Origin of the sequence: Klebsiella sp. DY2415 (assembly GCF_026314315.1) — a bacterium.
Taxonomy (GTDB): Bacteria; Pseudomonadota; Gammaproteobacteria; order Enterobacterales; family Enterobacteriaceae; genus Klebsiella; species Klebsiella ornithinolytica.
Genome location: NZ_CP111116.1, coordinates 140,370 through 152,330, shown reverse-complemented (window position 1 = coordinate 152,330; position 11,961 = coordinate 140,370). Strand labels below are relative to the sequence as shown.

Annotated in this window: 13 protein-coding genes and 1 pseudogene; 3 read left to right on the top strand and 11 right to left on the bottom strand. The window is 55.4% G+C overall.

Annotated features, from left to right (window positions below; all coding sequences use genetic code 11):
* Window positions 1–263 precede the first annotated feature (263 nt).
* The 5 genes from OQV00_RS27065 to OQV00_RS27045 all read right to left on the bottom strand — a co-directional run bounded on the left by OQV00_RS27065 (window position 264) and on the right by OQV00_RS27045 (window position 4,754).
* The gene (locus OQV00_RS27065) at window positions 264–461 is read right to left on the bottom strand and encodes a hypothetical protein (RefSeq protein WP_035896695.1); all 198 of its coding nucleotides are present in this window, start codon (window positions 459–461) and stop codon (window positions 264–266) included.
* A gap of 41 nt (window positions 462–502) precedes the next feature.
* Window positions 503–3,256, bottom strand: coding sequence for a heat shock survival AAA family ATPase ClpK (gene clpK / locus OQV00_RS27060; protein WP_266280927.1), 2,754 nt, complete (start codon window positions 3,254–3,256; stop codon window positions 503–505).
* Window positions 3,257–3,361: 105 nt separating this feature from the next.
* Entirely contained in the window at window positions 3,362–3,931 is a 570-nt protein-coding gene (hsp20, locus tag OQV00_RS27055; protein ID WP_004152117.1) for a small heat shock protein sHSP20, read from the bottom strand.
* A 34-nt stretch (window positions 3,932–3,965) separates the two neighbouring features.
* On the bottom strand, window positions 3,966–4,247 hold the full coding sequence (locus OQV00_RS27050; RefSeq protein ID WP_004152118.1) for a helix-turn-helix domain-containing protein: 282 nt from the start codon (window positions 4,245–4,247) through the stop codon (window positions 3,966–3,968).
* Between the two features lie 243 nt (window positions 4,248–4,490).
* On the bottom strand, window positions 4,491–4,754 hold the full coding sequence (locus OQV00_RS27045; RefSeq protein ID WP_004118208.1) for a hypothetical protein: 264 nt from the start codon (window positions 4,752–4,754) through the stop codon (window positions 4,491–4,493).
* A gap of 14 nt (window positions 4,755–4,768) precedes the next feature.
* Between OQV00_RS27045 and OQV00_RS27040 the strand changes: the two genes are divergently transcribed.
* The 3 genes and pseudogenes from OQV00_RS27040 to OQV00_RS27030 all read left to right on the top strand — a co-directional run bounded on the left by OQV00_RS27040 (window position 4,769) and on the right by OQV00_RS27030 (window position 5,975).
* Window positions 4,769–5,032 (top strand): transposase, encoded by a 264-nt coding sequence (locus tag OQV00_RS27040; RefSeq protein WP_049264414.1) that lies wholly within the window; start codon window positions 4,769–4,771, stop codon window positions 5,030–5,032.
* Window positions 4,989–5,093: pseudogene (locus OQV00_RS27035) on the top strand (transposase domain-containing protein); the annotation flags it as partial. The gene OQV00_RS27040 and the pseudogene OQV00_RS27035, both read left to right, overlap by 44 nt.
* Before the next feature lie 184 nt (window positions 5,094–5,277).
* A protein-coding gene (locus OQV00_RS27030; protein ID WP_266280919.1) for an IS1 family transposase occupies window positions 5,278–5,975 on the top strand; the annotation gives its coding sequence in 2 pieces (ribosomal slippage) (window positions 5,278–5,527 and window positions 5,527–5,975; 699 coding nt in all).
* Window positions 5,976–6,182: 207 nt separating this feature from the next.
* Here the strand turns inward: OQV00_RS27030 and OQV00_RS27025 are convergent.
* From OQV00_RS27025 to urtA, 6 genes are read right to left on the bottom strand one after another with little or no spacing between them, the layout of a single operon-like run.
* Window positions 6,183–7,190, bottom strand: a complete 1,008-nt coding sequence (locus tag OQV00_RS27025) for a formamidase (protein ID WP_004181997.1) — start codon at window positions 7,188–7,190, stop codon at window positions 6,183–6,185.
* Window positions 7,191–7,225: 35 nt separating this feature from the next.
* Window positions 7,226–7,915, bottom strand: a complete 690-nt coding sequence (urtE, locus tag OQV00_RS27020; protein WP_004181996.1) for an urea ABC transporter ATP-binding subunit UrtE — start codon at window positions 7,913–7,915, stop codon at window positions 7,226–7,228.
* Window positions 7,916–7,925: 10 nt separating this feature from the next.
* Window positions 7,926–8,675: an urea ABC transporter ATP-binding protein UrtD gene (gene urtD / locus OQV00_RS27015; RefSeq protein WP_004181995.1), complete on the bottom strand. Its 750-nt coding sequence runs from the start codon at window positions 8,673–8,675 to the stop codon at window positions 7,926–7,928.
* Window positions 8,672–9,787: an urea ABC transporter permease subunit UrtC gene (gene urtC / locus OQV00_RS27010; RefSeq protein WP_004181994.1), complete on the bottom strand. Its 1,116-nt coding sequence runs from the start codon at window positions 9,785–9,787 to the stop codon at window positions 8,672–8,674. The genes urtD and urtC overlap by 4 nt, the downstream gene beginning before the upstream one ends.
* A 9-nt stretch (window positions 9,788–9,796) precedes the next feature.
* Window positions 9,797–10,723, bottom strand: a complete 927-nt coding sequence (gene urtB / locus OQV00_RS27005) for an urea ABC transporter permease subunit UrtB (RefSeq protein WP_004181993.1) — start codon at window positions 10,721–10,723, stop codon at window positions 9,797–9,799.
* Window positions 10,724–10,779: 56 nt separating this feature from the next.
* On the bottom strand, window positions 10,780–11,952 hold the full coding sequence (gene urtA, locus OQV00_RS27000; protein WP_223176254.1) for an urea ABC transporter substrate-binding protein: 1,173 nt from the start codon (window positions 11,950–11,952) through the stop codon (window positions 10,780–10,782).
* Window positions 11,953–11,961 lie beyond the last annotated feature (9 nt).

Below are 11,961 nucleotides of genomic sequence, written 5' to 3'. Positions count from 1 at the left end.
TTCTATCGATGCCGCTTCCAACAACACAGCGAATTCCTCCCCCAATCCGGGCAGCCATGTCGGTTGCGCGAACATGTTCCCTCAACCGTGAAGCAAAGGGGTCGGTGATCACCATACGCAGCAACTGCTGCTCTATTTCCTTGCGAGAAGAGATGTCGAACAGAGTACCGACTATCAGTTGCCTGCCCGCGTCACCCAGCCATGGGCCTTGTTCCTCGAAAGTCGAGTTGCCAGAGGATCAGGTGAACAGATGGGCCGCGCCGTCACGCGAACGGATGGCCAGCGAGCGGGAGGGCAGTGCCGCCGCTGATGAGCAGTCCCCACGGCGTGGCCGACTGCGGATCACGCTTGTAGACGCCCGCGTGACCTGCGGCCACGACCGCCACCGCGATCGAGGCCAGGGAGGCTGCCCATGCCAGTGCCAGGCCGATGGGGTCGGACACGGCAGCCTCGCCCGCCATCAAGATGCGTCGCTCGCCTTCGCGGCATCCGGCTGCTCCGGCTAGGCCGGGGTCTGCGGTGGCTCTTTGCGTTCGAACACCACGCGTTCGGCCTTGTCGTCCCAGCGTGCGCTGGCGTGATCGCCCTTGCCGATGCCGCCGCCGAGCATCTCGCGCGCCAGCGCAGTTTCCAGCTCGCTGCGGATCAGGCGCTTGAGTTCACGCGCACCGAACTCGGGCTTGTAGCCTTCTTCCGCGAAATGGTCGATCAGCGTCTGATCGAAAGTGAGCGTCACGCCCTGGCTGGCGGCGCTGCGCGCCACGCGATCGAGCTGCAGGCCGACGATGTGGCGGATCTCCTCCTTGCCCAGCGCATGGAAGACGATGATCTCGTCGATGCGGTTGAGGAACTCGGGCCGGAAATGGCCGCGCAGCACGTCCATGACTCCGGCCTTGGTCTTTTCGTACTCCTCGCCGGCCGCCCCGCGCGCCTTCAGCCGTCGCTGGATGATGTCCGAACCCAGGTTGGACGTGGCGATGATGATGGTGTTGGTGAAATCCACCACCCGGCCCTTGCCGTCGGTGAGGCGACCGTCGTCGAACACTTGCAGCAGGATGTTGTATACGTCAGGGTGTGCCTTCTCGATCTCGTCGAGCAGCAGCACGCTGTAGGGCTTGCGCCGCACCTTCTCGGTGAGCTGACCGCCTTCGTCGTAACCGACATAGCCCGGAGGCGCGCCCACCAATCGCGCCACGGTATGGCGTTCGCCATATTCCGACATGTCGATGCGCAACAGGGCGTGCTCATCGCCGTAGATCGATTCGGCCAATGCCTTGGCGAGCTCGGTCTTGCCCACCCCGGTCGGGCCCAGAAACAGGAAGGTAGCCACCGGTTTGCTGCCTTCACGCAGGCCGGCGCGGGACAGCCGCACGGCATCGGCCACGGCACGGACCGCCTCGTCTTGTCCCACCAGGCGCTCGTGCAGCCGTTGTTCCAAGTGCAGCAGCTTTTCGCGCTCTTCCACCGTCAACTCGTTGACCGGGATGCCGGTCAGGCGCGAGACGATCTGCGCCACGTGTTCCGCCTTGACCTCGGCACTGCCGGAGGCCCGCTCCCGCTCCCAGTCCTCGACGAGCTTCTTGAGCTCGGCCTCCTTGGCTTCGATGCGCTTCCCGAGCTCGGCGGCCTGGTCGTACTGCTTGCGCGCGGCCACGTAATCCTGTTCACGCCGCAGCTGGTGCAGTTCGGACTCCAGCTCCTGCACGGCCACCGGCCGGGCCGTGGCCGACAGCTTCACGCGCGCGGCCGCCTGGTCGAGCAAGTCGATCGCCTTGTCCGGCAGGAAGCGCGCCGTGATGTAGCGGTCGGACAACTCGGCCGCCGCGATGATCGCGTCCTCGGAGATGCTGACCTTGTGGTGCGCCTCGAAGGTGTCGCGCAGGCCGCGCAGAATCATGATGGCCTGGGCCACCGTCGGCTCGGGTACCGTCACCGGCTGGAAGCGCCGCTCCAGTGCGGCATCCTTCTCGATGTATTTCTGGTACTCGTTCAGCGTCGTGGCGCCGATCAGGTTGAGTTCACCGCGCGCCATCATCGGTTTGAACACGTTGGCCACGTCCAGCCCGCCTTCGCCACCGCCCTGGCCGGCACCGACGATGGTGTGCACCTCGTCGATGAACAAAATCAGCTCGCCCTGGTGCTCGGTCACCTCCTTCAGCACCTTCTGCACGCGCTCCTCGAACTCGCCGCGATATTTGGCGCCGGCCACCATGGCGTTGATGTTGAGTTCCACCAGGCGCTTGTCGCGCAAGGTCTCGGGCACTTCACCCGCCACCATGCGCTGCGCCAGCCCTTCGACGATGGCGGTCTTGCCCACACCCGGCTCGCCGATCAGCACCGGGTTGTTCTTCTTGCGCCGGGCCAGCACCTCGATGGTGGTTTCGATCTCCTGCGCGCGGCCGATCACCGGGTCGAGCTTGCCGTCGCGCGCCATCTTGGTCAGGTCGCGCGAGTACTTGTCGAGTTCTGGCGTGTTGGTCGGCGTCTCAGCGCGGCCATCCTCGGCGCCCTTGCCGACCACCTTGCTGACCTGTTGGCGCAGCGCCTGCGGCGTCAGGCCGTAGCGGCGCAGCAGGTTGGCGGCCAGCCCTTCGCCTTCCTCAGCCAGACCGATCAGGAAATGCTCTGGACCGACATAAGAATGGCCGAGTTCATTGGAGGCCACGAAGGCGCGGCTGAGCGCATCCTTCACGCGCGGCGACACGCCGATCTCGCCCTCGAAGGGCTTGTCCCCGCGCTTGGCCTCAGACTCGATCTGCCGCTTGAGGTCATCGACCTTGATCTTGAACTGACCCAGGATGGTCTTGACCACGTCGCTGTCGGCCAGCGCCAGCAGCAGATGTTCGGTATCCACCTCGGAGCGGCCAAATTCGGCAGCGTGTTTGGCGGCCTCCTGCAGCAAGGCTTCCGACTGTTCGCTGATGCGGCTGGCCAGCCCACTGCCGCGACGGCGCGGCGCACCCGAACCTGCGGCGGCGGGCTCGCCAAACGAGGCATCGACCACGTCATCGGTATCGGCGGCAACTGGCGTCGCGTCGTCGACGATGCGGAAGAAGTCACTGCCGAGGAAGTCCTCGAACAGGCCGCTGCGCGAGCCGAACAAGGCTTCCAGCGGCGAAACGGTGCGCTTTTGCTGGCGCACTAATTGCCGGTAATGGTCGTCGCACAACAGCATGGTGCTGTGACGACCGTTGAGATTGGCTTCCACCCGCACGGTGGCGGGTTGGCCGCAGACCTGGCATTGTTTTCTGGCCATGCTGATGCTCCTGAGAAGGTTGACAAGGTTGAGGCGACGAGGCATCGCGAACCGCGACTCCTCGTCTCGTGCCGGGTTTTTCTTGTGACGAACGAGCCGGCGACGTCAGCCGTTGATCGGGATCGAGCGTCCCTGCTTCGGCGCGCTGACCTCGCGCTTGTCGATCGTGACCGTGAGCACCCCGTTCTTGAACGATGCTTTGATCGAATCCTGGTTGGCGTCGTCAGGCAGGTTCAAGGCACGCTGAAAGCTGCCGTAGGAGCGCTCCACACGGTGGAAGCCACCTTCCTTCTTCTCCTGTTCCTGGCGCTTCTCGCCACGCACCATCAGCACGTCGTTGTCGAGAGTGATCTGGATGTCCTTCTCCTCGACACCGGGCACTTCCAGGGCAATCTTGTACTGCTTGTCGGTTTCCTGGATGTCCAGGGCCGGCTTCAGCATGCCCGACCAATCGGATGGCCACTGCGGCATGTTCAACGCCGGAAAACCGAAGCCCCGGAATGCGTCATCGAACAGCCGGTCGATTTCCCGATGCAGTTGCAGGATCGGGCTGACTGGCCCGCTCGCCGCTGGCAGGTCATTGCGCTGCACCGGCAGGGAAGAGACGGTCTGCTGCTCTTGCTGCTCGTTCTTGAACCAGTTCCAGGGAGCCAACTTCTTGAAATCGATGTCCATGTCATACCTCCAGAAAAATTGGAAAACGAGTTACTCAAGCCCTTTGCCTGCTGTGACGGGCAGTGCGCCCAGGCGACACGGGCTGCTCGGATGACTTCTGCTGTTCACGCTTGCGCATCACCTCCTTCTTTGCTGCGGCTCGGGTCTGATCATTGATCCACTGATCGATTTCACTTTGAGGAAACCGCCACGTCCCGCCCACCTTGAAAGCCGGAATTTCCCCGTGCGCGGCGAGCCGATAAAGCGTCCGCTTGCCGACTTTCAAGTACGCAGCCAATTCATCGAGCGTGAAAATCACCTGTAGGTGCGCTTTCATCCCTGTAGGTGCGCTTTCATCTCACCCTCTCCAATCGCGTCGCTTTGCGGTTCCGGCCAAGGAAATCCTTGTAATACTTTGTAAGATATTACGCTTACCATGACAGCCTTCAAGAGTCAATGTACAGCGTTCTCCCGCCCCATTGATGCAGGTCAACTGCTCAGGCAAGGCGCAGCGGGGCGGTCTGATCAGGCAATGGACAGCGCCTGGCTCGTCAGCCTGCGTGTACCACAGGCGCCTCGATCAAACACCGATCCTCACGTTGTAGCCGAGTGCCCGCAGCCCCTTGCTCGTCTGCATGTTCCTTGGCGGAAACTCGTCTGGGCGCGCCCAGACGACGATTTCCCCGAGGCTGCTCAGGCTAACGTGCGGAATTGCCCAGTCGTCGCTGCGGATCGCGTTCCAGAGTCGGGCCGAAACACTTCCGTTGCCCCAGACAACGTAGTTCAACAGTATCCGTCCGGCCAACACACCTTCCCGACACCGCCGCCGAAGGCCATGGCCCATCAAGCGGATTTTCCATGCGCCCTCAGCGCCGTACCTACAGCAAATCTTTCAAGGCTCAGGTCATTCAGGAGTGTTCTGAACCCTGTGCCTCCATCGCAAACATCGCCTTGGGCTACAGCCTCAATGCCAACCTCGACCACAAATGGATTCGGCTGCCTACCCAGAAAACCACGGCTATCCAGCCAGCGTTCATCCCGTTGCCTTCTCAAATGCTCGGCGTGGGTTCGCATACTCAAGCGCGCTGCTGCGATCATGAGTTTGATCCAGTCGGCCCGTAATAATGGGCACGATCCGTATGCCTATCTCAAGGATGTGCTGACACGGTTGCCGTCCCTGTAACAGCCTGAAGTTGACCTGGGTAATCAAATACCGGTGTAGTGATTAGGAAACAGGGCTCGGATAACATCATGGCGCAGGTCACCCTGATCTTGACCCTCCATCTCCGAACAGCTTTTGTATCTTAAGTTAACGATGTCCGCTGCCGGTATTCCCTCGGGGAGTGATATCCCAGCGCGCTGTGCGGGTGGCTTCCATTTCCATCAGATGTCCTTCCTGCTCCGCTACTGAAGGCGTGGTGCGTAACGGCAAAAGCACTGCCGGACATCAGCGCTATCTCTGCTCTCACTGCCGTAAAACATGGCAACTACAGTTCACTTACACCGCCTCTCAGCCCGGTACGCACCAGAAAATCATTGATATGGCCATGAATGGCGTTGGATGCCGGGCAACCGCCCGCATTATGGGCGTTGGCCTCAACACGATTTTACGTCACTTAAAAAACTCAGACCGCAGTCGGTAACCTCACGCATACAACCGGGCAGTGACGTCATTGTTTGCGCGGAAATGGACGAACAGTGGGGTTATGTCGGCGCTAAATCACGCCAGCGCTGGTTGTTTTACGCGTATGACAGGATACGGAGGACGGTTGTGGCGCACGTATTCGGTGAACGCACGTTGTCCACGCTGGAGCATCTTCTGGGCCTGCTGTCGGCCTTTGAGGTCGTGGTATGGATGACGGATGGCTGGCCGCTTTATGAATCACGCCTGAAGGGAGAACTGCACGTTATCAGCAAGCGATATACGCAGCGCATTGAGCGGCATAACCTGAATCTGAGGCAGCATCTGTCAAGGCTGGGCAGGAAGTCACTGTCGTTCTCAAAATCGGTGGAGCTGCATGACAAAGTCATCGGGCATTATCTGAACATAAAACACTATCAGTAAGTTGGAGTCATTACCTTCTTTGCCGCCGGACATTGTCCGGCGCAACACCAAACCGGTCTGGCGGGCTGAGCCAATCCCGCAGGCAAATTCAGCCCTTACCGGATGGCTCAGCCCCCTACTCATTGGAATTGGATATTCAACTTTCAGGGGCTACTGCGCCAGACTTCAGTCTTTAAAGTGATTGACTTAGCGCCTGGCACACTCAATTTATTTAGGTAGCGGGCCTAATTGCACCCCATCAGGATAATACTTCCAGCCATCGCGAATTTTGACATTTTCATCCCACGGAAGTTTGTATTCGCCATTGGCAAGATCGCGCACCCAGGTCAGGTAATTCTCGCGTTCGCCTCCCGGTTTGCCGACATAGCCCCGGCAGCCAAGGTTGAAAATATTGTTTTCCAACGCCCAGTTTTCACGCGCTTTATCCACCAGGCGCGGGAACAGCTCTGCGGTAACAATTTCCCATGGGTTGCGGTGCCCCTGCTGAATGACGTTACCGTCATAATTGCAGACCGTACCCTCGCCGAAGTAATAAAAGACATCGTCATAACCGGCCAGATTCACCGAAACGGTATACATCAGGTTTTGCCAGGCATTCGTCCGGTTGGTCCAGATCCACTGATCGTTCACCTGCGTGGAATAGCCCGAAATACGGATATAGACATTGCAGCCTTTATAAGCAGCCTCACGCGCCAGTTCCGGGAACATGCCGTCATGGCATATGCAGACGGCGAGTTTAGAACCTTTAGGCCCATCGCATACCGGCATTCCCATATTTCCCGGCATCCAGGGCTCAATCGGAACCCATGGTTGCAGCTTGCGGTAATGCAGAGCGATATCGCCCCGATCGTTAATGATAATAGCGGTGTTGTACGGTGGAAGAGACGGGTCTTCATTGCGCTCCATTAAGGAAAATACCCCCCAGATGCCGTTGCGGATACAGGCCTCTTTGAACTGACCAATCTCCGGGCTATCGAGAGTGAGTAACATCTCGTCATAGGTCCAGATTTTAGTATTCAGTCCCTGGGTTGAATATTCCGGGAAGACGATAACATCAAGTCCCGGATATCCGGCTTTGGTGGAGTCAACGGCCTTACAAATCTTATCGACCTGTATCTGGATATCCTCCGGTCCTTTAATAACGGGAACGGGGTATTGGATGGCGGCAATTAATAACGCTTCATCCCAGGAGCTTACACTTCCGGTGCTACCCATAGCAGACCTCTCGTAGTTAAGTTGGTGATATAAATTTAAACCGACAGATATGACGCAATTTGTTCTTCATCAGCACCAGAACGCGCCTGTTGATGAACAATATTGCCTTTCTCAATAACAACAATTTTATCTGACACATCGAGTACAAAGCTTAAAACCTGCTCGGAAACTAATATGGTCAACCCTTCTGCATCACGAATCTTACGTAATATTTTTGCCATTTCTTTAATAATTGACGGTTGAATTCCCTCCGTTGGTTCATCCAGCAAAAGTAATTTGGGTTTACCGGCGAGAGCTCTGGCCATAACGAGCTGCTGCTGCTGACCACCGGAAAGATTTCCCGCCATCCGTTTGCGCATTTCTTTCAGCACAGGGAAATAGTCATACAGGTATTCAGGAACCTGTAACGAACGGGATTGGCGAATCCCCGTTTTTATATTTTCTTCAACCGTCATGGTTGAAAATACCATTCGCCCCTGCGGGACAAAGCCAATGCCATGCTGAACGCGCTGGTAACTAAGCAAGCCGGTAATATTTGTACCGGCAAACTCTAACTCACCGGCACAGGACGGTATCATACCAATCAGTGATTTCATCAGCGTGGTTTTACCCATACCATTGCGCCCTACCAGAGCGACGATTTCACCCTCTGCTAACGTCAGATTCAGTCCACTGATGACCTGGCTCTGACCATATGCGACAGCATAATCAGAAATTTTCAGCATCCGTGTCTCCTTAATGACCAAGATAAACGTCAATAACCCGAGGGTCGTTTTTGACTTTATTGATGCTACCTTCCGACAATACTTTTCCCTGGTGCATGACGGTGACATGATCGGCAATGTCTTCGACGAACTGCATGTCGTGTTCAATCACCAGTACAGAACGTCCCCCGGCAATTTTGCGCAGGAGCTGCGCGGTTTTTTGGCGTTCGGCGACAGACATGCCTGCCACGGGTTCGTCCAGCATCATGAGCTTAGGATCTTGTATTAGTAGCATCCCTATTTCTAACCACTGCTTTTGCCCATGGCTGAGAAGGTCAGCCTGCGTATGTAGGTAATCGGCAAGGAAAATTTCGCCAGCAACCTGTTCGACCGCAGCGATTATTTCTGGCGTGCGACGAAAGAACATGGCGCCCAACGCGGTTCTGGCTTTGGGATAAGATAACTCGAGATTTTCAAATACCGTTAAGTTCTCATAGATTGATGGATTCTGGAATTTACGCCCAACCCCTTCATGAACAATTTTATTTTCCCGAAGTTTACTCAGTTCCTTATTGCGAAATTTGATGCTGCCGCTGGTTAGCTTTGTTTTCCCGCAAATGAGATCAAGCACTGTTGTCTTACCCGCGCCATTTGGGCCAATAATAACGTAAATCTGCCCCTCATCGATGTACATTGAAAAATCATCGACGGCTTTGAAGCCATTAAATGAAACGGTTAATCCCTCTACCGCTAAAATTATTTCTTTTATCGGATTTTTCATTTCAGCACTCCGGTGTTTACTCTGGGTTTGGTCATACTCTTTTTGCGCAGCAGCGACATCACGATCGGGTGAATATATTGCTGATAAAGCCCTGCCAGTCCTTTCGGGAAAATCAGCACGACGGCAATAAAGAGCAGGCCCATGGCAATCGTCCAGAGTTCAGGAAAAGACTCGGAAATACTGCTCTTGGCGGCATTGACGATAAGGGCGCCATATACTGCCCCCAGCAAAGAACCTCGCCCGCCCACGGCACAGAAAACGACCATTTCAATTGAAGCAACAGTGCCAATAAACCCTGGCGACATGAACCCTACTTGCAGAGTGAACATCGCGCCACCGATCGCCGAAAACAGAGCGCTAATGCAGAAAACCACCGTTTTGATATTCGCGACATCATAACCAGAGAAACGAACGCGGTCTTCCTTATCGCGAATGGCAACCATCAGTCGGCCGAGCTTGCTATTCACAATAAAATAGCCCGCGCTCACAACCAGCATCAGTAAAACAGCATTAATAAAGTAGAGGATATAGCGTGCAGAATCAGTACGGATATCCCAACCTAAAAGCGTGCGTAAATCCGTGATGCCGTTAATTCCCCCGGTGTAACCCTGTTGTCCGATAATAAGAATCGTCAGGATCGCGGAGATAGCCTGGGTGATAATAGCGAAGTACACCCCGCCAACGCGGCGTTTAAACATTGCGCTGCCGAGAATCCATGCGCAAATAGTGGGCACGATTAAAATAGCCAGAATTGTCAGACTAAAAGAATGGAATGGCTGCCAGAACGAGGGCAAAGCGGTTAGCTGATTCCAGTCCATAAAATCCGGGATGCCCGGGGTGGTTTGCATTTTTGTTTCCGCTGGCGAGGAAGCTTCCAGCTTGAGAAACATGGCCATACAATAACCGCCGAGGCCAAAAAAGATGCCCTGCCCCAGGCTCAGAATACCGCTGTAGCCCCAACAAAGTACCAGCCCGACGGCAACAAATGCATAAGTCAGGTATTTACCGATCAGGTTTAAACGGAAAAGATCCAGGGTTAGCGGCATGACGATAAAAATAAGGCCTATCACCAGGGCAATACCCAGTAGCGGATAATTTTGCATGCGTTTCATCATAAACTCCTAGCGGCGGACCCGGTTGGCGAAAAGACCTTGCGGACGCAATAGCAGAATGCCGACCACGATCAGTAGCGTAATCACCTTCGCCATTGAACCGCTCAGGAAAAACTCCAGCGTGGATTGCGATTGTGAAATGGCAAATGCGGAGGCGAGCGTGCCGAGCAAACTTTGCGCGCCGCCAAACACCACCACCAGGAAGGTGTCAACGATATACTGCTGGCCAGCCGTTGGACCTGTTGAGCCGATCATGGTAAAGGCGCTTCCGGCGATCCCGGCGATGCCGCACCCAAGTGCGAAGGTTCGACTATCGACCTGAGCCGTATTAATACCCACCGCGCTGGCCATCTGGCGGTTAAGTACCACCGCGCGGACTTTTATTCCCCAGGCGGAGAAATAAATCAGCCAGGCCGTAAAAGCGGTAATAACTACGGTCAGCAGCAGAACAAATACCCCATTAACAGGAATATCAATATTGTCGGCAAACTGATACGACCCCATTAGCCATGAAGGTAAGTCAACGCCGACTTCGCGGGGACCAAATAGCGAACGATAGCACTGCTGTAGAATCAGGCTCAGACCCCATGTCGCCAGCAGCGTGTCGAGGGGGCGTTTATACAGATGCCGTATCAGGATTTTCTCAACGAGCGTACCCAGCAAGGCGGTACACAGGAAAGCAAGGGCAATGGCAACAAAGAAGTAGATGCCGAAGATTGAAGGCAGATAAGCGCTGAAAAACTTACCGGTCAACCATGTGACATAAGCACCCAGGATCATGAACTCGCCATGAGCCATATTAATCACGCCCATCTGGCCAAAAATAATAGCGAGTCCAAGCGACATCAGAACAAACACGGCGAACAGGCTGAGCCCCGAAAACCCCTGCATGACAAAAATGGAAGCCAAATCGGCGAAGTTATAATCGCTGAACATGGAAGTATCCTCGGTGAAGTCAAAGACCCCCCACGCTATATGGGGGGAAGCGTCGGTTAGTCTTTCGGGAATGGGTTCGGTTCGATAAGTTCTGGCGTCTGATAAATCACGTCGTACTGCCCATCCGCACGAGCGCGACCGATAACCGTTTTGGACCACAGATGATGGTTATCATGGATGCGTACATACCCTTCCGGCGCATCTTTGAACTCAATACCGGGCGAGGCCTTACGAATTTTGTCCACGTCGAACGAGCCAGCTTTCTCAACCGCCGCTTTCCATAACCATGGGCCAAGATAGGCCGCCTGAGTGACATCGCCGATAACCATGTCATTACCCCAGCGCTTTTTAAATGCGGCTACAAAGCTTTTATTTTCCGGATTATCCATACTCTGGAAATACTTCATCGAGGCATAGGCGCCGACGATATTTTCGCCGCCAATACCGCGGATCTCATCTTCCGTGACGGAGATGGTCAGCAGCAGCGGTTTCTCCTGCGTCATATCGATCCCCGCCGCCTTCAATTGCTTATAGAAGGCCACATTCGAACCGCCGACAACAATGGCATAGATAACATCAGGCTTCTTGAGTTTTATTTTGTTAATAACCGAATTGAACTGCGTATTACCGAGTGGGTAATAATCTTCGCCAACGACTTTCAGCCCCAGCTTTTCAATATGGTGACGGGCGATTTTGTTTGCAGTACGCGGCCAAATATAATCAGAGCCAAGCAGGTAGAAGGTTTTTGCATGTTTATTTTTAACTACCCAATCAATGCCGGAGATTATCTGTTGAGTAGCTTCCTGTCCGGTATAAATAACGTTTGGCGATTGCTCAAGCCCTTCGTAAAAGGTTGGGTAATAGAGCATGCCGTTATATTGCTCAAGTACCGGCAGCATGGCTTTGCGGGAAGCCGAAGTCCAGCCGCCGAAGATAGCGGCGACCTTATCACTGACCAGTAACTTACGCGCTTTTTCTGCAAAGGTCGGCCAGTCGCTGGCCCCGTCTTCCTGTACATATTCAATTTTTCTCCCCAGTACCCCTCCGGCAGCGTTAATCTGCTCAATAGCCAGCTTTTCAGCCTGAATCGAGCCGGTTTCACTGATGGCCATCGTGCCTGTGGATGAATGCAGTATCCCGACCTTGACGCTATTGTCGGTGACCGCCAGGCCCGTGGTATTAACCACTGACGTCGCCGGGGCGGCGATGGCCGTATTAGCTGCCATCATCAGGCCGGC